Origin of the sequence: Bacillus sp. FSL E2-8900, assembly GCF_037966225.1 — a bacterium.
GTDB lineage: Bacteria > Bacillota > Bacilli > Bacillales > Bacillaceae_G > Bacillus_A > Bacillus_A cereus.
On the sequence record NZ_CP150193.1, the window covers coordinates 1411924 to 1435818 of the forward strand.

Sequence of the window (23895 nt, forward strand, 5' to 3'; positions counted from 1 at the left end):
GAATTTAGCTGTTTTTTCTTTTTCCTATTAATTTTGTTACAGAGAGCATTGTAATTGGTAAAGAATGATTCTTCCTAAATGCTAAATATTTACCGCTCCATGCTGGTTTATATTTTTCTTTAAAATGTCGTAATCCGCTGAAACTATACGTATAACGAACGTTATTAAAGATTGCAGCAGCCACTCGTTCAGACCAGAAAGACTGTGTGGATAAACCAACATTTGAAAGTGGTGCCATACCGATATTAAAGGAGTGGTATTCATTTTCTTTTGCCCACTGGAATAAGTGGATGAAAATTGCGTCCATAATGCCGCTAGGCGCATCTGGATAATATCGCATTAAATCGACAGATAATGATCCGTTTTGATATACAGGCATGAATGTTGTGAATGCAATAATTTTTCCATCCGCATCAGATAATGTTGCGATAGGAGCGCGACTAATATATTCACGATCGAAGTATCCGAGTGAAAAACCTTTCTCTTTTTTTCCACCAAGCCATGCATCTGAAACTTTTCTTAACTCTTCATATAATTCGTCGGAGAAAGGTGGCTCATGAATAGAGAATGTATAGCCTTCTCTTTCAAAACGGTTGAAAGTAGCTCGCATGCCAGCGCGTTTCTTTCCTGTTATTGTAAAGGTATTTAAATCAACAACAGCTTCTTCACCAAGCTTAAAGAAGTTATAACCAAAATCGTGGTATAAACTCATCCATTTACTTTCAATTTGATAGAATACACAAATGTATCCAAATCGATCAGCCTCAGCTAAAAACTCTTGCAATACAGTACGATAGGAGGAAGGGTCCCCAATTGGATCACCTAGTACAATAAGCCGTTTTCCAGTTATTGAGAAGAGAATGAGTGCTTTTCCATCACTACTGAAAAAGAACTGTTTATCTCCTAAAAAACCTAAATGACTAAGCACATTTCCACCATGTTCATCTAAGAAGTTTTGTAATCGTTTATCATTAGCTGGTTGCCCAGGAAATTCATTTCGATAACGATTTGCAATGAGTGAACCAATTAGTAAAAAAGTAGGAACAAAAAAGGCAGCTGCTAATGCACTTCGTTTCACTTGTGTAATATTACGAACGACAAAATCAGGTTTGAAAGCTTCTTTTGCACCTGCAAATAAAATACCTAAGTTTTTATATAAATATAACGTTACAAGTAGGAATATAAAAACTTTTACGATATCGGAAAGTGAGACTTCCATTTTCTCACGTACAAACCTTTTACGAAGCATATACAATACAGCGAGTACGATTAATAAAATAAAAGTTTCTTCAACATCAATTCCTTTTAGTGTGTTAAAAATAGCCGCTCCAATTAAAGAAACAATCGTCATATAATAAGAACGTTTTGTTCCGTAATATATCCCCCGCGAAAGAATGAGGAGGAGAATACCGAATGTTAGGGATAAGCTAAAAGAAAATTGAATAAGATGTTTTGGAGCTAGAATATGTAAGGCGTGTGCCCGATTTATACTTGTCGGTAGAATGGTTGATAAAATAACCATTAAGCCAGCAAATACTGTTAAAGCAGCAGATGCCCAAGAACCTAACTTTCCTAGAAAGTCACGCTGCAAAGTCCATATAACACCAGTTGTCTCTAATGCAGGCGCAATAAAAGGTTTATCTTCAAACTTTTTAATGGCTACTCCTGTCATTTCAAAAGCTGCAAAAATGAGACCAAGGCAGAAGGGCAAGATGTAATAGACGAGACGATATAATAACATAGCAGGGAGTAAAACACCTGTATCGATGCCGTATTGCCCAAGCCCAGTTAAGAAGACAAGATCAAATGATCCAAGGCCACCAGGAACAAGGCTAACGACACCAGCTAAAGCAGCAATAACATATACGCCTAAAAACTTTTGGAATTCGATTTCAATGCCAAATAATAGTAATATGACGTACATAACAATACCAGCAGATACCCATTCGACTAATGAAACTAATGAGTATAAAACAGTTGGGTTTTTCTCCTCTTCTTCTTGTTCCTCTGTTTGCGTCGCTTTTCTATTTTTTAATTTAGAAAATCCGATATATATAGGGACGAAAAGAGCGAAGAAGATAAGAACAGGCCATAGCCATGGTTTTTCATGCAAAATAAATCTCGTGTCTAATATTCCGATAAGACCAAGAAATGAAAGAATGGCTAATCCATTAATAAAGGCAGTTGTCATCCAAGCGATACTTTTAATAAGTTTTCCATTTTCTTTTATATATGGACGATAAAGCATTGTGCGTACGCCGGCTCCAACAAGACCACCAAACCCGATAAATCCATTTAAAGTATTAGCAATCCACGAGATACGGAAAATCTTTTGGACAGGAATATCAGCTTTTAAGTAACGAAGCATAACATAGTCATAAAAGAACATTGTTGATACAGCGAATGCACCAAGTGTAATTGCTAAAAAGACTCCTCCAGTTGGAATGTTTTTAATTGTATCAATCGCTTCTAAAAAAGAAATGCCCGCTAATTCTTTTTTTGCTTGAAAGAATACAATTGTTAATACAACAAATGGGAAGATAATTTTCCCGATTTGTAAGAAACGTTTCCATGAAAACGACATAAATACAACTCTCCTTGTATAAGAAAACTGAGACAATAATATTATTATGACAAACTTCAAGAAAAATAAAAAGGTAAAATCCTGTATAGGCGAGCTATTTTTTATATAGGTATATTTAAAAGAATATTTAGTTTATCAGAAAATTAAGTTAGAATAAAATGACAGAAAGGGGAGGGGAGTATATGATTATAAAAGGTTACGTAGGATATGAGTTAGAAAAAGCGAAACCTAATACATCAGAGGATTTTTTTAACAGATCTGAAGTGACATATATATTAAATGGTAAAGAGAAAACTTTTTCGGTTTTATACGTTCGATATTTTGAAGAAGTTTTACAAGAAATTACTCCTTTTGAAGGAAATCCAGTGTATAAAGTAGAAGAACAAAACATATATTTGCGCGATATTGTAGCGATATGTTGTTTAATGAAAGATAAGGAGCTTCGTGCGCAAAAACGTTTGTATTTAAATAATATGGAAGAATTTCAACAATATTTTGATGAGGGAACGGTGTCGAAAGTACAAGAAATATTGGCTGAATTACATAAAAATAAAAGAGTAGAAATAGCGTGAAATGGCAAAGGAGAGAGAAAAAATGTCTAATTTGATGGTTGAAAATCAAACAGAACAAGTTTCTATATTTTTAGAAGATGCTATTAATTTGATAACCAATTATGTAAATTATCATACGTTACCTTCTTTATTAGAGGAAACACCAGCAGGGAATGAGCGATATTATAAAGGGTTATTAGCATCAATGAGACGACTTCTCGTTTTTTGTGAAGAAGGACAGGATGCATGTTTTGTTTTGTTGAATAGCCAGCCATTTCGAAAAACAGCAGCTGAAAAAATTTTATATAAGATTTACCATCAAGTAATTGCAGAGTTTTTTTCACCGAAGAGTGATCATTGGTATGAAAATAGTCGGTCTGCATATACAGGGAAAAATTCTATCGTTTTTCAACAAACACCACCTGCATCTTTAGAGCAAGTGATGAAGAGTTTAGAAGGTAAATTTCAATTGATGCGTGAAGAACTAGAATATTATGAGACGGATTATCAGACAAAGATGTTACACAAATATTGATTGAGGAAAAGAAGCTAAGGTGACTTAGCTTCTTTTCCTTTTGTACAGTTATATAAGGGATTTTCATTGAATATAGTTAAGTGGATAGCATTAGGGAGGTGCAACATGAATCAGCAAGGTGTATTTACAGATTACTTTCATGAAGTAGAAAATTGGTGTGAAAGTGTTCTTCACGTATTAGATAGTCGCGCAATGGAAGTGTATGATGTCCATATGCTTGCTTATAAAATTCAGACGTTATTAGAGCGTATGAAAGAGCATGAGTATGAAACAGATGCAGAGTTTATGTATGAAATAAGCGATGATGTAGAACATATTCAGCATCACTTGCAGGAAGTATTTATGCAAGAAGAAGAGGAATATGAATTATATGAAAGAGGGGATAGTGAACGAGCTGTCCCAATTGGAGGACATACACTCCCGCCATTACCTTATCCATATAATGCGTTAGAACCGTATATTTCTAAAGAAATTATGATGTTACATCATGATAAACATCATCGGAGTTACGTGGAAGGATTAAATAAAGCAGAGAAGATGATGGAAGAAGCGAGAAAAACAAATAAATTTGATTTAATTAAGCATTGGGAAAGGGAAGCGGCTTTTCATGGGTCAGGTCATTACTTACACACGATATTTTGGAATAACATGAAAAAAGACGGTGGTGGAAGTCCAAGAGGAACTTTTTCACAACAAATTGAACAAGATTTTGGGAGCTTTTTACGTTTCCAAAAACATTTTACAGAAGCAGCCTCTAAAGTAGAAGGTTCAGGCTGGGCAATTCTCGTTTGGGTACCCCGGTCTGGAAGGTTAGAAATTTTGCAAAGTACACTTCATCAATTATTTACACAATGGGATACGATACCGCTCCTTGTACTAGATGTCTGGGAACATGCGTATTATTTACAATACCAAAATCGAAAAGATGAATATATTAAAAACTGGTGGAATGTTGTAAATTGGCCTGATGTAGAAAAAAGGTTTGAAACTGCGAAACAAATTGAATGGACACCATATTAGACGCAAATTCTCTGCGTCTTTTTTAATGGAAGTAGAAGGAAGATTTCGTTCATATTTTAAAAGGCCAAGCATACACTTGTACAAAAAGTGCCAAAAGGACGTGGGGGGAAATATGAGACGAATTTGTGTAATCATTACGCTTCTTATGATGTATGCAAGCGTTATGCCGATTCCTACATATGCAAAGATGAACAGCAATGTTAGTGCTCGAAATGCTGTATTAATGGAGCAACAGTCTGGTCGTGTATTATACGGAAAGGCAGAACATGAGCCTCAAAAAATTGCTAGTATAACAAAAATTATGACCGCCTTATTAGCTGCTGAATCAGGGAAGATGAAAGAAATGGTATCAGTTAGTAATGAAGCGGTGAGGGTGGAAGGATCGGCAATCTATTTAAAGCCTGGACAAAAAGTGAAGTTAGAAGATTTAGTATACGGACTCATGCTTAGATCTGGTAATGACGCAGCGCAAGTAATTGCTGAAAGTGTGGGTGGGAGTATAGATGGATTCGTATATTTAATGAATCAAAAAGCGAAAGAAATTGGAATGAAAGATACGCACTTCTCAAACCCTCATGGCTTAGATGGAGATGGATCACATTATTCGTCGGCTTACGATATGGCATTATTAACGAAATATGCAATGGGAAACGAGACATTTAAGAAAATCTTTGGAACCAAAACATATAAATCAGATTCTTGGGATTACCCATGGAAAAATAAACATAAGCTGGTAACGTCTTATTATGAATTTGCAACAGGGGGAAAAACAGGCTTTACGAAGAAAGCTGGGCGAACGCTTGTTACAACGGCATCAAAAGGTGGACTAGATTTAATTGTCGTAACTTTGAGTGCCTCTAGTGATTGGGATGATCATATGAATTTGTTTGATAAAGGTTTTGACCGTTTCAAACAAACGAAAGTTTTAGGACAAGGAGCAATTGCTGAAATAAATGAAAAGAAGTATGCCAACCATGTTTATACGAAAAATAGTTTTTCGGTACCGTTAACTGAAGAAGAAAAAAAGAACGTAGTATTAAAAGTTGAACTCGATAAAAGTACAAAACTTACGGATGGAGTAAAGGTTGGGAAGACAGACATTTATGTTGGTAATGAAAAAGTTGGAGAACGGAATTTATTTTATAGTAAACGAAAGTTAGTAGCTACAACGGGACTTTACTGGAATAATGTGAAAGAAATTTTTTCTTACATGATAGGTGTTGGGAACGATGGTTAATCTCGTATGGGTAGCGATGGCTGTCATTGGGATTGTATACGCCATGATAAATGGAACGATGGAAGAAGTGAATAAAGCTGTATTTGACGGAGCAAAAGATGCGGTAACGATTTGTATAGGACTTATTAGTGTTTTAGTATTTTGGCTCGGTTTAATGAAAATTGCAGAGGAAGCCGGATTGTTAAAAAAATTAGTTACACTTTTTATGCCGATAGTAAAAAGGTTGTTTCCAGAAATACCAAAGGATCATCCGTCTATGGGATTTATTCTATCAAATATGATGGCAAACTTTTTTGGTCTAGGTAATGCAGCGACCCCTCTTGGTATTAAAGCGATGGAACAACTGAAAGAGTTAAATGGAGGAAAGGATTCGGCGAGCCGTTCTATGGTGACGTTTCTAGCATTAAATACATCAGCTATTACATTAATTCCTACGACAGTCATTTCCATTCGAATGACGTATGAATCAGCGAATCCTACTGAAATTGTTGGGGTAACATTTATTGCACAAGTACTTTCTATGATTGGGGCAATTTGGATTGACCGCTATTTTTACCGAAGAAGGAGTAGAAAGGGGCGGAAAAAATGAGCATTGTAAATACAATTTCCTTATGGGTAATCCCTTGTGTAATTGGTTTTATCCTTTTATATGGCACAATAAAGAAAGTGCCGACGTATGAATCGTTCGTTGAGGGAGGAAAAGAAGGGATTCAAATTGCAATTTCCATCTTACCGTTTATGGTTGGAATGCTTGTGTCTATTTCTATATTCCGGTCTTCAGGTGCGTTAGATGCAATGATATCGGTAATGAAGCCAATGTTAGATTTGATCCATGTTCCAGCAGAAATTGTACCCTTAGCACTTATACGCCCTATTTCAGGATCTGCTGGTTTAAGTATTACGACCGATTTAATTGCAACATATGGGCCAGATTCGTTTATTGGGAGATTGGCTTCTACGATGCAAGGGAGCACAGATACGACTTTCTATATTTTAACTGTATATTTTGGAGCGGTTGGGATTAGAAAAATGGGGGATGCACTAAAAGTAGGGCTTTTTGCAGATTTAATCGGGATTATATGCTCAATTGTGTTCGTTTCTTTATTGTTTCAGTAATACTATTCATTTTTTACGCTATTTCGCTTATAATACGTATACGACCACTATTAAGGTGTAGCTTAATAGTGGTTTTTTTATGTGGTATTTTTGACAAAATGATGAACTTTTATTGTGAGAAATATGAAAAATATGGACAATAATAAAGGGTAAAAACATGATTTGACCTTTATATGTTTATTATCATCGCTATGTTGTTTAAGTAAGATGAAGCGAATAGCCGTAAAGCGTATGCGGTTGCCAAGTCTTTCTAATGTAAGGTAAGATAAATTCGAGGTGAAAAAAAGAAATGGAACGATTACAAAAAGTGATTGCGCAAGCAGGTATTGCATCGAGAAGAAAGGCTGAGGAATTAATTCAGCAAGGAAAAGTGAAAGTTAATGGAAAAATAGTGAAAGAGTTAGGGACAAAAGTAACTCCTCAAGATAAAGTAGAAGTAAATAATATCCCTCTTGAAAAAGAAGAACCTGTTTATTTTTTACTATATAAACCAACTGGCGTAATTTCAAGTGTATCAGACGATAAAGGAAGAAGTGTTGTAACGGACTTTTTCCCGGAAATTACACAACGTTTATTCCCAATCGGACGCTTAGATTATGATACGTCTGGCGTATTATTAATGACAAACGATGGGGACTTCGCAAACGTATTAATGCATCCTAGATATAAAGTTGAAAAAACATATGTTGCAAAAATAAAAGGGCCATTAACAGGTGAGAAAATTCGCATGTTAGAACGCGGTGTTACGTTAGAAGACGGTAAAACAGCACCAGCACGTGTGAAAATTATTTCTTGGGACAAGCGTAAAGAGATGGCTATTGTACAATTAACAATTCATGAAGGACGTAATCGTCAAGTACGTCGTATGTTTGAAGCGTTAGACTGTAAAGTAGTGAAATTAAAACGTGAACGTTATGCTTTCTTAGAAGTAGGAAGCCTGCGACCTGGTGATGCGAGAGAATTGACACCACATGAGGTGAAACAATTACGCGCGCTTGCTTCTACAAAGCCAAGATAAGCTATAGAGTTAAAAATTCACCAGTGGAGTGCTCTGCTGGTGATTTATTCAATACAACATTTACAGAAGATAATACATAACACTTGCCGAGGAGAGGAGAGGTAATATGAAGAAAAATCGCTTATTATTTCGCGTTATTATTCTACTCATTTTATGTGGTGCTGTAGGATTTACCCTTTATCAAGGATTCTTTGCTAATAAAGAGAAAATGCAAATCGGAAAAGAAGCACCTAACTTTATTGTGACGGATTTAGAAGGAAAGAAAATTGAACTAAAAGATTTAAAGGGAAAAGGTGTATTTTTAAACTTTTGGGGCACGTGGTGTAAACCTTGTGAAAAAGAAATGCCTTATATGAATGAATTATATCCAAAGTATAAAGAAAAAGGCGTTGAAATCATAGCGTTAGATGCAGATGAAACGGATATTGCAGTAAAGAACTTTGTGAACCAATATGGTTTGAAATTCCCAGTTGCCATTGATAAAGGACAAAAGATTATAGGAACATATGGAGTAGGTCCTTTACCGACAAGCTTTTTGATTGATAAAGATGGAAAAGTAGTGGAGCAAATTATAGGGGAACAAACGAAAGAACAGTTAGAAGGGTATTTAAAGAAAATTACTCCGTAATAAAGAAAGCCTTTACATAAGGGGTGCGTGTTTATAGTGCCTCTGGTTTAAAAATTCTGAGTATTGCGGTAACTTGAGGTTAGAATATACAATAGTACATATAGATACAGGGGCGGTGAGAGTGTTGAAAGAAATTAAATGTGAATGTGGACATGTTAATCCGATAGGAACCGTTTTTTGTGAAGCTTGCGGGAAACCATTTGAAAGCAATGAAAATGCAAAACTATTGGATATGCGCTATGAGGGGAGTGCACGGAGATCTCTCACGCAGACAAAAACGATAGTCGATAAAATTTGGAGCTTTTTCTCTTCTGTAAAAGTAGGTGTATGGCTAATCGTAATAACTTTAGCTGCATCAGCGATAGGAACTATTTTTCCGCAAGAAATGTACATAACTCCAGGTATTGCACCAGCTGAATATTATAAACAAGAATACGGATTTTTAGGACAATTATACTATCAATTAGGGTTTAATAATTTATACGGTTCATGGTGGTATATGATTTTGATTGCTTCTATCGGTATTTCACTTGTGATATGTAGTTTAGACCGCGTTATTCCACTTTATAAAGCTTTAAAAAAGCAAGGCGTAAAAAGACATCCTAGTTTTTTAAAGAGACAGAGATTATATGGGACTGGTACACCGCAAGAAGGTGACCTGGAAAGAGTGCAAGAGAATTTAAAGAAAAGAAACTATAACGTGAAAGTGGAAGACGGAAACGTTTTAGCAGAAAAGGGACGCTTCTCGCGTTGGGGTCCATATGTAAATCATATCGGTCTTATTATCTTTTTATTCGGTGCGATGCTTCGTTTTTTACCGAGTATGTACGTAGACGAAGCACTTTGGTTACGTGACGGTGAAACGAAAGAAATACCAGGGACGGATGGACAATACTACTTAAAAAACGAGAAATTTATAAAAGAAGTTTATGATAAAAGTAAGGACAAGGAAGTTTTTGATGAAGCGATTGATCGTGTAGGCGATAAAATGATTGCGAAAAACTTCCAAACGAATGCCGTATTATATAAAGCGGTAGGAGAAAATATAGCAGGACAAAAACCGAAATTAGAAAAAGTAAAAGAAGCGGAAATTCGAGTGAATGAACCACTGAAATTTGATCAATTTGCAGTGTATCAAGTTTCTTATAAAGAAAGTGAATTTAAAAGTATGTCCTTTAACTTGCAAAATAAAGAAAATAATCAAAAGTGGGGACCAATTAAAGTAGATTTAACGAATCCTAAGGAAAAATATGATTTAGGAAATGGTTATTCTCTAGAACTATTAAGCTATTTTCCTGATTTTTATTTTGATGAGAATGGAAAACCAAATACAAAAACGAAATTACCAAACAATCCTGCATTTGTATTTAAAATGTTTACACCTGAAACACCAGATGGTGAAGTGAGTTTTGTTGGTATTCAGCAAAATATAGAACCAGATGGAAACAACAAATATAAAATGTCGTTTGCAGGTGTTGAAATGCAAAATGCAACAGCACTTACTGTAAGAAAAGATTTAACGCTTTGGATTCTCGGCATTGGAGGATTTATATTTATGGTTGGTGTCATTCAAGGTATGTATTGGAATCATCGCCGTATTTGGATACAACGTGTTAATGATGAATGGTGGATTGCAGGGCATACAAATAAAAATTGGTTCGGTTTAAAGAAAGATATTGAAAGAGTAATAGAAGGTACAGCAATTCCACAGCCAAATGATAAAGTAATTGATAAAAAAATTAGTTAAGGTGGGGAAACGATATGGTGCAAATAAGTAGTAACTTTCTCTTTACCGCATTTATTTTATATTTAATTGCGACTCTATTTTTTGGGGGAGCCATTAAAGAAAAGGGTCATAAATGGGCAAATGTAGGAATAACGATTACAATTTTAGGGTTTATAGCACAAACAGTATATTTTGTTACAAGGTGGATTGCATCAGGGCATGCGCCAGTTAGTAACTTTTTTGAATTCGGTACATTTTTCGGCATGATGCTTGTAGGAGCATTTATTGTTATGTATTTTATGTACCGTGTAAGCATAATCGGACTATTTGCATTACCAGTTGCGCTTTTATTAATTGCCTATGCAAGTATGTTTCCGAGGGAAATATCTCCGCTTATTCCATCTTTAAAAAGTAATTGGTTACATATTCACGTGACGACTGCAGCAGCAGGACAAGCCATTTTAGCGATTAGTTTTATTACAGGCGTTATGTATTTATTGAAAAATGTAGATCAATCGACGAGAAGTAAACGTACATTTTGGCTAGAGACGGTAGTATTTACACTTGTTTGTACAGTTGGATTTATTGGGGTAACAACGGTATTTTCTAGTATGAAATATGAAGCGAAGTTTCAATGGATTGACAAAAATGAACAGCAAGCGGAAATGAAGTACAATCTTCCGGCTTTAGTTGGACCGCATGAAGGGAAGTTACTGACAGAAAATAAATTAGAACCGGCAGTTGAAGTTCCAGCAATTGTAAATGCGAAAAAATTAAATACTGTTATTTGGTCAGTGTTAGTTGGAACATTACTGTATATTGTATTAAGACTTGTTTTACGGAAGCGAGTATCGGCGGCACTTCAGCCGTTAGTAAAGAATACGAATAGTGATCTACTAGATGAAATCGGATATCGATCTATTGCAATTGGATTCCCAGTGTTCACATTAGGAGCGTTAATTTTTGCGATGATTTGGGCTCAAATAGCGTGGACGCGCTTTTGGGGCTGGGATCCGAAAGAGGTTTGGGCACTTATAACGTGGCTCTTTTATGCTGCGGTACTACATTTACGATTATCTAAAGGGTGGCATGGAGAGAAATCAGCTTGGCTTGCAGTAATTGGTTTTGCAATCATTATGTTTAACTTTATTGTAGTAAACTTAATTATTGCCGGTTTACATTCATATGCATAGAGAAATAAAATAGGGGAGTGCATGTCACTTTCCTATTTTATTTTTGTCAACTTTTCTTCTTTTTTGAGAAAAACATGACAAAGTAGCGGTTGATTTTGTAAAATGATGTCGAGGACATTATATACTGTTCAAAAAAAATACATAGTTTTGGAAAAAAATTGAACAAAATTTATTATTCTTGTGAAGCATAATATGGGAAGTGAAACATTTAGAAGATTGCTTAAATAAACAAGAATAGCGCAACATAATAGTTAAAGAAGGGTAGGTGTGAACCGCTGAGGTGAGAGTGTGCAGCGGGTAGAGATGGAAAATGAATCAAGAATTTTAATTGTAGATGATGAGGATCGTATTCGTCGTTTATTGAAAATGTACTTAGAAAGAGAACAATATACGATTGAAGAAGCAGATAATGGTGATACAGCTTTAGAAATGGCGTTGCAAAATGATTACGATTTAATCTTATTAGATCTTATGATGCCTGGTAAAGATGGCATTGAAGTATGTAAAGGGGTTCGTGAGAAGAAAGCGACACCAATTATTATGCTGACAGCAAAAGGTGAAGAAGTAAATAGAGTACAAGGATTTGAAGTTGGAACAGATGATTATATTGTAAAGCCATTTAGTCCACGTGAGGTCGTACTACGTGTGAAAGCGGTATTACGTCGTGCTGTACCAACAACATTCTTTACACAAGATACAACGACAAAAGATGTTACTGTATTCCCGCACTTAACAATTGATAACGATGCACACCGTGTTACTGCAGATGGTAATGAAGTAAACTTAACGCCGAAAGAATATGAGTTACTATTATTTTTAGCGAAAGCTCCTGATAAAGTATTCGATCGTGAGCAACTGTTAAAAGAAGTATGGCAATATGAATTCTTCGGAGATTTACGTACAGTTGATACACATGTAAAGCGTTTACGTGAGAAGTTAAGCAAAAAATCACCAGATGCAGCGAAAATGATCGTTACTGTTTGGGGTGTAGGTTACAAATTTGAGGTTGTGAACGACTGATGCTTTGGAGAAGTGTAGTAGGGAAGTTATGGATGACCATATTACTTCTCGTTTCGTTTGTTCTTGGATTTGTTGCGATTTTACTTTCACAGTTTTTTAGAACGTATTATGTTGATATGAGTGAAGCTAGGCTTCAAAAAGTTGCAACAAGTGTTTCAGAGTTAATTGAAGAAGGTGCCGATGTAAAAACGATTGAGAATATCGCTTACAAATTCTCTGACCCACTTTCAAGGATTATTATTGTAGAAGATGGTAAAGAAATCTCTTCTTCACCGAAACAAGAAGGGTTAGTCACTCTTACAATGGATGACTTAAAAGAAGATAAAGAACTATCGGCTGTGTTTACAGACAAAAAAGAAATTAAGAATAATATTAGAAAAGCGTCTAATAGTAGGAAGAATAAAAACACCGAAAATGATATTATGATCGTCGGAAAACCAGTGCAATCAAAAAATCAAAGTGCAGTGTTCGTATATGAATCTTTACAAGTACCGATACAAGGTATGGAAAGAACAACTGATTTTATTTTCTTATCGGCTGGAATTGCGATCATATTAACAACTTTCTTTGCGTTCTTCTTATCTACTCGGATTACAGCACCGCTTCGTAAAATGCGTGAGGTTGCTTTTGAAGTGTCACGTGGGAAGTTTGATGCAAAGGCTCCTATGGTATCTCAGGATGAGATTGGTGAGCTTGCAACGGCCTTAAATCAAATGGGAAAACAGTTGAAGTTTAATATGAACGCCTTGCAACAAGAAAAAGAGCAGTTAGCAAGTATTTTGAGTAGTATGGCAGATGGGGTTATTACGTTAAATCAAGAAGGTGAAGTCGTTGTAATCAATCCGCCGGCCGAACATTTCTTACAAGTTTGGCAAGAAGAAAAAGAGATAGAGTTAAGTAAAAAATTACCTTCTGAACTTGTGGAATTATTCCATCTCGTTGTAGAAAGCGAACAACAACAAGTTGTTGAAATTAATTTACAAAAAGGAAACTATGTAGTTCTTATGACGCCGCTTTACAATCAAACGAAAATTCGTGGAGCTGTAGCAGTGCTGCGAGATATGACGGAAGAACGTCGTCTTGAAAAGATGCGTCAAGATTTTATTGCGAATGTATCACATGAACTTCGTACACCAATGGTCATGCTGCAAGGGTATAGTGAAGCGATTTTAGATGATATTGTGCAAACGAAAGAGGAAATAGATGAGTTTGTTCAAATTATTTATGATGAATCTGTTCGTTTAGGTAAACTTGTAAATGAATTGTTAGATTTAGCTCGTATGGAAAGCGGTCATGTAGAGTTACATATTGGTGAAGTGGATATACATCCGTTTGTTGAAAAAATTGGTCGTAAATTCCAAGGGATTGCAAAGGATAAAGAGGTCGCGTTAACGGTTGATTTCAAAGATCCAATTGAACAATACCCGTTTGATGCAGATCGTATGGAACAAGTATTGACGAATTTAATTGATAACGCAATACGTCATACGAATGCAGGCGGACATGTAACGCTTGTAATTGATACGAAAAATAACGGTCTTATTTTTGAAGTACAAGATTCGGGTGCAGGCATTCCAGAAGAAGATATTCCATTTTTATTTGATCGTTTCTATAAAGCTGATAAAGCAAGAACACGTGGGAAAAAGGGTGGAACAGGACTCGGGCTTGCGATTGCGAAAAATATTGTTCAAGGCCATGATGGTAAAATTTCTGTATCAAGTGTTGTTGGAGAAGGAACTACATTCTCTGTATATTTACCGAATCGTATAATTTAGATATGCGTTTTTAAAGTTGATAATGAATAAAGTTCTGCTGTTTTTTATTTTTTTGTAAACTCAATTAAATAAAGAATGGTAGAACTTTTTTCTATGTTGCTCGAATAAAGAATAACAAGAGAGGTGCTGTGAAGAAATGAAATTATATACAAAAACAGGAGATAAAGGAACGACAAGTGTAATAGGTGGCAGGGTTGATAAAGATGATATCCGTGTGGAAGCGTATGGAACAATAGACGAGGCAAATTCTCATATTGGATATGCAATGACTAAGCTTCAAGGTGGGGCTTTTATAGATATTTACAATGAGCTCGAAAATATTCAACATGAACTATTTGATTGTGGAGGAGACTTGGCAATAGTGGAACAAAAAATTCCTTATAAAGTGACAATTGAGATGGTTGAAAGTTTAGAAAGAAAGATTGATTTATATATAGAAGAAGCCCCGCCACTAGAACGCTTTATTTTGCCAGGTGGTAGCGAGGCGGCGGCTACTATTCATATTGCACGTACTGTTGTAAGGAGAGCAGAACGCTCTATAGTATCATTGCAAAAAGAAGTGAAAATAAATGAAGTTGTATTAAAGTATGTAAATAGATTATCTGATTATTTGTTTGCGATAGCTCGAGTAATAAATGCCCGATTACAAGTGAAAGATGTGGAGTATAACCGTAGTGCATTAGTTTTTCGTGATAAAAAAGAGAAGGAAGTGGAGTAATTCACTTTCTTTTTTTGTATACTTTTTTCTGTAATATACCAAAATAGAGAAGGTATGGTGGTAATTAGAAAACGGAGGATGTATATGAAAGTTTTAAAATGCGGTGTCATGTTATTGAGTATACTGTTTGTATCTCAATTACATGTTTATGCAGAAGAAAATCGATGGACATGGCCTGTTGAAGGTCAGATAAGTGATTATTTTGGGACAAGGCATGGAAAACACTATGGTGTTGATGTAGCTGCGCCGATTGGAACGCCTGTGGCAGCTATCCAAGATGGTAAGGTAACGAGGTCTTATTATTCAAGTAGTTATGGAAATGTTGTATTTATTAAACACGGAGAATATGAGGCTGTATATGCACATTTAAATAAGAGATATGTGAATCAAGGAGATTATATTTCCAAAGGAGAAAAAATTGGAGAAGTAGGGAACACGGGAGAATCGCGAGGTGCGCACTTACATCTAGAACTTCATCAAGGAAGATGGACGATGGCGAAAAAGAATGCGATGAACCCATTGCTTGTTTTAAGTGAACAAAGAAATGAAGTTGTTTCTTCGTCATTATATGTCGTACAAAAAGGCGATACTTTAGTTAGTATTGCACGGAAATTTAGTATGACACTTAAGGAAATTAAAGAAAAAAATGGATTGCAGCAAGAGCTAATTTATCCTAATCAACAATTATATGTTAAGTAAAGGAAACGCCTCAAAAATTAAACTTTGAACAAATTTATGTTCTTCTTAAATAAGATTCAATGTAAATGAAATTATATGGGCGCTTTTGCTAGAACTATTGAGTGAATCAGAGCATCTATATCTAAAAGAAAACCGTCCCAAAATTTATTTTGGGACGGCTTCTTTTACCAAAAAATAAAGACACATATAAATCCAGAAATAGCTAAATAGCTATATAAGTAAAAAACTTTTGTTCTTGTTTTCTCTTTTGTTCGAAACAGTACGATAGTCGGTTCAATTAAACCGATTGTCAAACAAAGTAGGCCAAGAAGCATACAACCAATCGAAATAGAATACAGGGCGATTTGTGGTGCTTGAAATGGAATCATCCATTTTAATAAAAATGCAATAAGTGCAGTGTAACAAATACTACCGATGTATTTATTCAGTGGTGTATTAGAACGAAAACCAGGAAGTTTTTTTAAGAAAGAGCGGGAAACAACTTCTGTTTGTAAAGATGTATGCTCTTCAATAATTTTTTGAGCTTCTTTTCCTTTTTGAAAAAGAGATAAGATCCAATTTCGCTCACCCTGAAAAATAAATTGAGAAGTTGTCAAATAGTGATCAATCTTCACTTTATTCCAACTCTTCCACGGATGACGCTCACACAATTTTAATTTACTTTCTGTTTTTTTATCATACTGATAAATACTGATGCCATCTTCATCGAAAGTAGCATAGTATGTCTCGTTTGAGAATGTGCCTAAATCAATTGGGCAGTAGAAAAGTAATTCTTTTTTTAAGTAAAAGTATTCTTTTCTTAAGTTTTTTTTCATTGCTTCTCGAATAGAATGTCTCTTGTCTTTTTTCATGACATTTCCTCCATAACTCAGAAAATGTTCTTATCTTAACAATTCAATATCTTATCACTTTTAATTATATATGACTAGGTAATTCAAAAGAGAAATGCCGAATAATAAAAAATATGGATTGTATTGTAAAATATCTCGCAATTTATTTTTTGTTACGAAAAATAAATAACTAATTTTAAATAAGTTACAATTTTTTAGTTCACAATGTTATGAGGTTGTTGTATAATGAAGGGGAAAATAGAATATCGGTCTATCTTCGGGGCAGGGTGAAAATCCCGACCGGCGGTGATGAACTATTTATGATTTTGTTCTAAGCCCGCGAGCCGTTAAGGCAGGATTTGGTGTGATTCCAAAGCCGACAGTATAGTCTGGATGGGAGAAGATGGAGGTTCAAGCGTTCAAAAAAGATATGGATTTGAACGTCTGTTTGATGTGCCTTAAATTCTCCCTTTGTGTAAAACACAAAGGGTTTTTTCGTTCTATGAAAAAATAGGCATAGCAGAACCTTTCCACTTTCCATGAGATGATCGATGGAAAAGGAGAGAGAAAGATGAAACAAAAAAACAGTGTAGTGCAGATGGTGAGTGTAGCGATGCTAAGTAGTATTGCATATTTACTAATGATGTTGGATTTCCCGTTCCCAGGGCTTCCGCCATTTTTGAAAATTGATTTTAGTGATGTACCAGCTCTAATTGCGGCAATTATCTTTGGACCAGTAGCAGGAGTGATTGTAGAGGCGATAAAGAACATTTTACATTACGGGATTCAAGGAAGTCTAACGGGAGTACCAGTTGGAGAAATTGCAAACTTTATTGCAGGATGTTTATTTATTGGGCCAGCAGCTTTCTTATTTAGAAAGTATCGTACTGTGAAGAGTTTAACTACAGGATTAATGCTAGGGACAATTACAATGGCACTTATTATGAGTGTATTAAACTACATCATCATATTCCCGGCGTACACTTGGTTTTTAAATTCACCAGCTATGTCTAGCGAAGCTATAAAAACAACGGTTGTAACGGCAATCTTACCATTTAATTTAATTAAAGGGATTGTTGTAACAATTGTATTTGTAGCATTATTCTCACGCCTGAAAGTATGGGTGTTTGCAAAAATGAAAAATGCATAATATATACTAAAACCATTAGTAGTGTGAAACTACTAATGGTTTTTTATTAAGGAAAATAAAGTTTAGATACAAAAAATGCCCCTCATCAATATGAGGGGCATTTTTTGAAGTTAATAAAAGACTATTCGAATTTTAAAGCGTCTCCGTCGAATGATTCGTCAGCAACTTTAATTGAGTCAGTTGGACAGCCTTCGAATGCATCCATCATATCTTCAATTAATACATCTGGAATTTCAACGATACCTTGGTTATCATCTAATGTTACAAATGCAATACCTTCATCATCATAGTCATAAATGTCTGGTGCAGCAGCGCCACAAGCACCACATGCAATACAAGTATCTTTATCAACGATTGTATATTTTGCCATCTTTTTTCCCTCCTGATAATATGTATGTGAAAAGCTCGCCATAAAAATTATAACCTTATTGTAAAACGGTTTGTAAAACTTTTCAACATAAAATTATAATGATAATGCTTATCAATTAGAGTGTCAACTTATTTTTGAATTATGTCATAAGATTTTCAAAATACGTAAATATGATTTCGTTTGATACAATAGAATATATACAAGTATATAGTTCTTATATGATAAGTTTAATGAGCGACAGTAGATAGTGTAATTGTACTGAAAAGAATGAAGTTAAGATTGGAAGGTGGAAGCGGTCATGCAAATACAATATACTTTGTTGCATTGTTTAAAACAATTGAATGGTGAAAGAACCGTTTCTTCTATTTATTATTTACTAAAGGGCAAACGTTCTTCGCAAACTTTACAAGATGGAAATATGTTCCGAATTTCTTTTTTGTTCGGAATATATAAATCATTAAATAGAAATGACTATGATGGTGAAGTTGCAAAGTTGTTGCAAGCGGATTTTATTCAAGAAATACATGAAAATACATATGTGTTAACACCTACGGGTAAAATGCAGTTACATAAATGGGAGGAAGTTTATGCTTTTCCGGCGCATTTGCATGGTTTACATTATGGTGAATTAGGTGAAACATTTTGGAAAAGATTATCATTAATTATTCAAACCATATCAAATTTACAACAGAATAATACGAGGTTTATTCCAATTCAGCAAGATACAGAAATAATGATGTGGGTGAAACGTTTTCTAACAGGAAGGCCATATAAGAGAAGTGAGTTGGCGAGAAAACTATGGACGGAAGTACATAATCTTTTAGAAAAGAGTAATGCGATAGAAGCGACGATTGTAACATATCGATTAACAGGTTATGAACGCATTGGTTGTACATTGCAACAATTAGCAGAAATTACGAAACAAGATATATTCAGGGTGTATTTTTTATTTTGGGGTACAATACATTTCTTTATACAAGAAGTTCGTGATAAAGAAAATGAATTTCCACTATTAGCTGAAATTATATCTTATCCAAATGAGAGAGCTGAATTATTTAGTTTATCCACGAAAAAAACATATAATTTTTGGAGACAAGGACGTTCTTTAGAAGAAATAGCGACGATTCGGAATTTAAAGGTTGCAACGATAGAAGATCATTTTGTTGAAATTGCTTTGCGAGAAAAAGATTTTTCTATTGAAATGTTTATGGAAAAAGAAAAGATAGACAAAGTAATAAAAGTAATTGAAGCATTGCAAACGCGGAAGTTACGTGTTTTGAAACAAGCGGTTGGAGAAGATATCTCTTATTTTGAAGTTCGTCTTGTATTAGCGCGGATGGAGGGTGTAAATGAAACTTGAAGAATATTTATATAAGTGGTTTGGATATTCTGAATTTCGTCCAGGTCAAAAAGGAGTAATTACAGATTTATTAGAAGGAAAAGATGTGATAGCAATGCTTCCGACTGGAAGAGGGAAATCTATGTGCTATCAGTTTCCGGGGCTTATGCGAGAAGGAACCGTGCTTGTTGTATCACCGTTATTATCTTTAATGGAAGATCAAGTGACACAATTAAAGTATGTTGTGAAAAACCGAGTGATAGCATTTAATAGTTTTCGGACATTAAATGAAAAAAGAGAAGCGATGAAAAAATTATCTTCATATAAATTTATTTTTGTTTCACCAGAGATGTTGCAGTCGGAGTTATTAATTAGGGAATTGAAGAAAATTCATATTTCATTATTTGTTGTTGATGAGGCTCATTGTATTTCTCAATGGGGTTATGATTTTAGACCGGACTATAAAAAACTAAATGTAGTTATTGAAAATATTGGTTCTCCTACAGTATTAGCATTGACAGCCACAGCGACAAAAGGGGTACTGCAGGATATCGCAGATAGTTTAAATTTAAAGGATGCCGCGGAACATGTATACTCTATTGATCGTCCTAATATTGCAATGGATGTGCAATTTGTAGAGACGATAGAAGAAAAGAAAGAGGCGCTTTTAGAGCAGGTGATGTATTTACAAGGGCCGGGGATTGTATATTGCTCAAGTAGAGCGTGGACAGAAAGGTTAACGGAATACTTGAGAGGGAAAGGTGTTACTGGTGTAGCTTTTTATCATGGTGGTATGGAACATGAAGAGCGTATGTTAATTCAACAGCAGTTTATGAACGATCAATTGCAACTTGTAATATGCACAAGTGCATTTGGTATGGGGGTAAATAAGGCGAATACGCGATATATTATTCATTTTCATTATCCAACTAATATAGCCTCTTACTTACAAGAAATCGGAAGAGCTGGAAGAGATGGCGAACCGAGTATAGCTATTTTATTATGTAGTCCGTTGGATCATGATTTACCAATTTCAATCATTGAGGATGAATTGCCAAGTAAGTCACAAATACAATTTTTATTTTCTTTACTACAAGAAAGAATGTTTCAAACGAAGGAATTACCAATAGAAGATGTAGAAGAAATTTGTTATAATGCAGCAAGATTTAATGAGCAATATTGGCGTTTCGTTCGTTATCATCTCGAACAGGTTGGAATTATACAACAACGAAGATTATTATTAGAAGGTTTGTCAGATGAAATCATGAACCGATTAATAGCTGAAGTAGAAATAAGGTTGCGTAATAAATATAGTGAGCTAGAAAATATGAAGTCATGGATACAAGTTAAAGGGTGTAGACGTGAATATGTGCTGCAACAGTTCGGTTATAGGAAAGAGCAAGAGTTAATGAATTGCTGCGATTATTGCGGTATTACCAAAGAAGATTATAAAAAAAGACGAGCGCAACAATCGGATTTCGACTATAATTGGGAAACAGAGTTACAAAAGCTTTTCGGCCTAGAAAAGATGGGGGAATGATGAACATTCAAAGGCATAATGTTGAAGATATGAGTCCGCAGGAAATAAGGCTGAATCTATATATAACACAGTTAATTATTATCGGTATTGGCTGTTTACTGGCATATATATTATTTCAAGATGTAAAAGAAGTCTTTAATTTATGGAAATGGGAACCAGTATCTATACTTATTATAGGTGGTTTGTTAGCGATTGGTATTGTGTTATTAGATTATGTTGCAATGCGAGTGTTTCCGGAGTCTTGGTTTGATGATGGTGGTATTAACGATAAGATGTTTCGAGGAATGTCCGTTCTACACTTACTCGTTATTACGTTCTTGATTGGTTTTGCAGAAGAATTTTTATTTAGAGGTGTAGTACAGACTCATTTTGGAATTGTAATTGCGAGCTTCGTATTTGCAGTGTTACATATTCGTTATATAACAAAGCCATTTTTGTTTTGTTTCGTCTGTTTCATTAGTTTTGTCTTTGGTTATGTATTTGAATGGACAGGAAATTTGTTTATAACAATCTTTGCACACTTTCTTGTTGATTTTATAATGGGACTCCAATTAAGAAAATAAATGGAAGGTGGTGGTGAACAACATGAGGAAACGAATTCCTGATTTTGAAGAGGAATTAGAAGTTGAGCGAGTGGAAGAAAAAGAAAGTTTACCGCCGCGTAGTGAAATTCATAGAAATAAAGAGAAAAAACAAAAGTTTAAAATAAATCACATTTTCGTCCGGGTTTTAACATTTCTATTCATTCTGCTGCCGATTAGTATTTTGTGGTACACGGATAAATATATTCAGGTGAAGGGTGATAGTAATAATGCTGGAAAAAGTGCGTTTGAAGTAATCTTCTTTGATTCAGCTAAATCTGAGTCGCAGAAACATTCTGAAAAAGTAATAACGCATACTGTGAAAGAGGGAGAAACTTTAGAAAGTATAGCGAAGCAATATTTTTCAGATGGAAATGGAATTGAAGTAATTAAAAAGTATAATAACTTGCAAGAAGATGAAGTGAGTGCAGGTCAAGAATTAAAAATTCCGATAAAAGATAAGTCCACAAAGCAAGAAAGCTAGCGAGTTAAGCGATCACAGTTTGTTATAAAAGCCTAGGATTATCTTTATGAGGAGGGAGTCAAAAATATGATATGGATTATATTATTCAGTACTCTCATAGGCATGGGGATTTTATTACTTTTTGTGATGTATAAAGAAGCGATGCGTAATACGGTGTTGGAACATACTTTAGTATTTAAAGAATTTCCGAAAAGTTTTCAAAAAGTAAATGTGTTTTTTATTTCTGATATTCATAGAAGGGTCATTTCGAATTTGTTAATTGAACAAGTAAAAGGAAAAGTAGATCTCGTAATTATCGGAGGAGATTTAGCAGAGCAAGGTGTCTCTTTATCAAAAATCTCTGCGAATATTCAAAAGTTAAGAGAGATAGGTCCTGTATATTTTGTGTGGGGAAACAATGATTATGAGATAGAATATCATGAATTAGATGCGTTATTATTAGAAAATAACGTAAAAGTTTTAGATAATACAAGAGTGGTATTTGAGTCTGAATTAGGAGAGAAAATTTGTTTGCTCGGTATAGATGATGTTGGATTGCACCGTGATCGTCTAGATTTGGCATTGGCGGATTGTAAAGAAGATGGTTTTCGTATCCTAGTTAGTCACAACCCTGATATAATAAAAAAAATGTCTGGAAATGAACAGATTTCACTTGTGTTAAGTGGACATACGCATGGAGGACAAATCCGATTATTCCCATCTAAAAAATATTTAAAAGGTGGCGTATATAACCATTTGAATACGATTCTCTTTGTTAGTAATGGGTATGGAACAACATTGATACCACTTCGTTTCCGAGCACCTGCTCAAACACATATCATTACATTGTGCGGAGGGAAATGATGCCAACTCTTAGTGGGAAATATAATATAAAAGCCGTTTCGAATATAATTGGAGTTCAGCCGAGTACGCTTCGTGCATGGGAAAGACGATATCAAATTATTGCCCCAAAGCGGAATCAAGCTGGGCATCGCTTATATACAGAAGAGCATATTCAAATTTTAAAATGGTTAATGGAAAAAGTTTCTTCCGGTATGATGATTGGACAAGCAGTTCAGTTATTAGAAGAGAATCGTTTGCAGAGTACAGTTCAAAAAGAGATACATTTCGATAAAGAAGTTGTTTTAGTGGACGATTTGCTACAAGCTTTGTTAAAATTTGATGAAATTACAATTGCTGCATTATTAAACGAAGCTTTTAGTATATATTCAACAGAAAAGGTTGTTGCCAGTATCGTTCTTCGAGTGACAGACAAATTATTAACATCAAAAAATAATAATGAGATTTCAATGGTGCAATTTCAATATGCACTATCATTTTTACAAACGCGTCTAGGGATGGTGTATCACAATGCCTCAATGTTTTCCTCTTTACACAAAGTTATTGTGTTAGAAAAGGATGCATTGAAAGGATTTATTTTTTCAACTTATTTACGCTTAAAAGGATATGAGGCGATATATATTAGGACAAGCTTAGCTGAAGATGGTATGTTATCAGCGGTAGAGGAAATACAGCCGAAATATGTATTTATATCTTTTGCTGACGAACAAGAAATGAAAAAGACGATGAACTTTATAAATGTATTACAAGAAAAAAGGGAATCTCTTTCTGTTGGATTTATCGGAAAGCTAGGCGTTCTAAACCAGTTGGACATTGAAACAATCTTAATTGGTGATACGAAAGAAGAATGGGATGGATGGTTAAAAATGTCGGAATAGTTGTTCGAAAAGAACCATCTATTTTCTATTTCATATAATAAAAATTAGATGCATTGGTTACGT

24 protein-coding genes and 1 riboswitch are annotated in these 23895 nt (G+C 34.8%); of the genes, 21 read left to right on the forward strand and 3 right to left on the reverse strand.

Annotation, left to right across the window (positions count from 1 at the left end; translation table 11 throughout):
• Nucleotides 1-4: 4 nt before the first annotated feature.
• Complete coding sequence (gene mprF / locus NST90_RS07335) at nt 5-2584, reverse strand: bifunctional lysylphosphatidylglycerol flippase/synthetase MprF (RefSeq protein ID WP_000010848.1); 2580 nt, start codon at nt 2582-2584, stop codon at nt 5-7.
• A gap of 182 nt (nt 2585-2766) precedes the next feature.
• Here mprF and NST90_RS07340 point away from each other — a divergent pair, with 182 nt between their 5' ends.
• The 14 genes from NST90_RS07340 to NST90_RS07405 all read left to right on the forward strand — a co-directional run bounded on the left by NST90_RS07340 (nt 2767) and on the right by NST90_RS07405 (nt 15820).
• Complete coding sequence (locus tag NST90_RS07340; protein WP_000584362.1) at nt 2767-3156, forward strand: hypothetical protein; 390 nt, start codon at nt 2767-2769, stop codon at nt 3154-3156.
• Nucleotides 3157-3178: 22 nt separating this feature from the next.
• Complete coding sequence (locus tag NST90_RS07345; protein ID WP_000067557.1) at nt 3179-3670, forward strand: YpuI family protein; 492 nt, start codon at nt 3179-3181, stop codon at nt 3668-3670.
• A 105-nt stretch (nt 3671-3775) separates the two neighbouring features.
• Complete coding sequence (locus NST90_RS07350; RefSeq protein WP_001075741.1) at nt 3776-4690, forward strand: superoxide dismutase; 915 nt, start codon at nt 3776-3778, stop codon at nt 4688-4690.
• Between the two features lie 112 nt (nt 4691-4802).
• Nucleotides 4803-5927, forward strand: coding sequence for a D-alanyl-D-alanine carboxypeptidase DacB (dacB, locus tag NST90_RS07355; RefSeq protein ID WP_001252638.1), 1125 nt, complete (start codon nt 4803-4805; stop codon nt 5925-5927).
• Nucleotides 5920-6516: a spore maturation protein SpmA gene (gene spmA / locus NST90_RS07360; RefSeq protein WP_000247811.1), complete on the forward strand. Its 597-nt coding sequence runs from the start codon at nt 5920-5922 to the stop codon at nt 6514-6516. Before dacB ends, spmA begins: the two co-directional genes overlap by 8 nt.
• The gene (gene spmB, locus NST90_RS07365; protein ID WP_000029514.1) at nt 6513-7043 is read left to right on the forward strand and encodes a spore maturation protein SpmB; all 531 of its coding nucleotides are present in this window, start codon (nt 6513-6515) and stop codon (nt 7041-7043) included. Before spmA ends, spmB begins: the two co-directional genes overlap by 4 nt.
• Before the next feature lie 289 nt (nt 7044-7332).
• Nucleotides 7333-8061, forward strand: coding sequence for a 23S rRNA pseudouridine(2605) synthase RluB (rluB, locus tag NST90_RS07370; protein ID WP_000440556.1), 729 nt, complete (start codon nt 7333-7335; stop codon nt 8059-8061).
• A 106-nt stretch (nt 8062-8167) separates the two neighbouring features.
• Nucleotides 8168-8689, forward strand: a complete 522-nt coding sequence (gene resA / locus NST90_RS07375; protein ID WP_000742192.1) for a thiol-disulfide oxidoreductase ResA — start codon at nt 8168-8170, stop codon at nt 8687-8689.
• Nucleotides 8690-8810: 121 nt separating this feature from the next.
• Nucleotides 8811-10436, forward strand: coding sequence for a cytochrome c biogenesis protein ResB (gene resB / locus NST90_RS07380; RefSeq protein WP_000910523.1), 1626 nt, complete (start codon nt 8811-8813; stop codon nt 10434-10436).
• Between the two features lie 14 nt (nt 10437-10450).
• On the forward strand, nt 10451-11608 hold the full coding sequence (gene resC / locus NST90_RS07385) for a cytochrome c biogenesis protein ResC (RefSeq protein ID WP_000250079.1): 1158 nt from the start codon (nt 10451-10453) through the stop codon (nt 11606-11608).
• Nucleotides 11609-11911: 303 nt separating this feature from the next.
• Nucleotides 11912-12628, forward strand: coding sequence for a DNA-binding response regulator ResD (resD, locus tag NST90_RS07390; protein ID WP_000426861.1), 717 nt, complete (start codon nt 11912-11914; stop codon nt 12626-12628).
• Nucleotides 12628-14403 carry a sensor histidine kinase ResE gene (gene resE / locus NST90_RS07395; protein ID WP_000964687.1) on the forward strand — a complete coding sequence of 592 codons (1776 nt, stop codon included), beginning with the start codon at nt 12628-12630 and terminating at the stop codon, nt 14401-14403. The genes resD and resE overlap by 1 nt, the downstream gene beginning before the upstream one ends.
• A gap of 136 nt (nt 14404-14539) precedes the next feature.
• Entirely contained in the window at nt 14540-15121 is a 582-nt protein-coding gene (locus NST90_RS07400; protein WP_000781266.1) for a cob(I)yrinic acid a,c-diamide adenosyltransferase, read from the forward strand.
• 84 nt (nt 15122-15205) lie between these two features.
• Entirely contained in the window at nt 15206-15820 is a 615-nt protein-coding gene (locus tag NST90_RS07405) for a peptidoglycan DD-metalloendopeptidase family protein (RefSeq protein WP_000866123.1), read from the forward strand.
• A gap of 164 nt (nt 15821-15984) precedes the next feature.
• Here NST90_RS07405 and NST90_RS07410 read toward each other — a convergent pair whose 3' ends face one another.
• Nucleotides 15985-16671 (reverse strand): hypothetical protein, encoded by a 687-nt coding sequence (locus NST90_RS07410; protein WP_000710837.1) that lies wholly within the window; start codon nt 16669-16671, stop codon nt 15985-15987.
• Between the two features lie 248 nt (nt 16672-16919).
• Nucleotides 16920-17059, forward strand: a riboswitch (FMN riboswitch).
• A gap of 162 nt (nt 17060-17221) precedes the next feature.
• On the opposite strand from NST90_RS07410, the gene NST90_RS07415 reads away from it, so the two are divergent.
• Nucleotides 17222-17800, forward strand: a complete 579-nt coding sequence (locus NST90_RS07415) for an ECF transporter S component (protein ID WP_000810855.1) — start codon at nt 17222-17224, stop codon at nt 17798-17800.
• 121 nt (nt 17801-17921) lie between these two features.
• Here NST90_RS07415 and NST90_RS07420 read toward each other — a convergent pair whose 3' ends face one another.
• On the reverse strand, nt 17922-18170 hold the full coding sequence (locus NST90_RS07420) for a ferredoxin (RefSeq protein WP_001151993.1): 249 nt from the start codon (nt 18168-18170) through the stop codon (nt 17922-17924).
• Between the two features lie 298 nt (nt 18171-18468).
• Here NST90_RS07420 and NST90_RS07425 point away from each other — a divergent pair, with 298 nt between their 5' ends.
• From NST90_RS07425 to NST90_RS07450, 6 genes are all read left to right on the forward strand, one after another.
• Complete coding sequence (locus NST90_RS07425; RefSeq protein WP_001167004.1) at nt 18469-19530, forward strand: helix-turn-helix domain-containing protein; 1062 nt, start codon at nt 18469-18471, stop codon at nt 19528-19530.
• The gene (gene recQ, locus NST90_RS07430) at nt 19520-21049 is read left to right on the forward strand and encodes an ATP-dependent DNA helicase RecQ (RefSeq protein WP_000762971.1); all 1530 of its coding nucleotides are present in this window, start codon (nt 19520-19522) and stop codon (nt 21047-21049) included. The genes NST90_RS07425 and recQ overlap by 11 nt, the downstream gene beginning before the upstream one ends.
• Nucleotides 21049-21612 carry a CPBP family intramembrane glutamic endopeptidase gene (locus tag NST90_RS07435; protein WP_001025780.1) on the forward strand — a complete coding sequence of 188 codons (564 nt, stop codon included), beginning with the start codon at nt 21049-21051 and terminating at the stop codon, nt 21610-21612. Before recQ ends, NST90_RS07435 begins: the two co-directional genes overlap by 1 nt.
• A 22-nt stretch (nt 21613-21634) precedes the next feature.
• Nucleotides 21635-22114 carry a LysM peptidoglycan-binding domain-containing protein gene (locus NST90_RS07440; protein ID WP_001231553.1) on the forward strand — a complete coding sequence of 160 codons (480 nt, stop codon included), beginning with the start codon at nt 21635-21637 and terminating at the stop codon, nt 22112-22114.
• A gap of 66 nt (nt 22115-22180) precedes the next feature.
• The gene (locus tag NST90_RS07445) at nt 22181-22957 is read left to right on the forward strand and encodes a metallophosphoesterase (protein WP_025709293.1); all 777 of its coding nucleotides are present in this window, start codon (nt 22181-22183) and stop codon (nt 22955-22957) included.
• Nucleotides 22957-23832, forward strand: coding sequence for a MerR family transcriptional regulator (locus NST90_RS07450; RefSeq protein ID WP_025709291.1), 876 nt, complete (start codon nt 22957-22959; stop codon nt 23830-23832). The genes NST90_RS07445 and NST90_RS07450 overlap by 1 nt, the downstream gene beginning before the upstream one ends.
• Nucleotides 23833-23895: the final 63 nt, after the last annotated feature.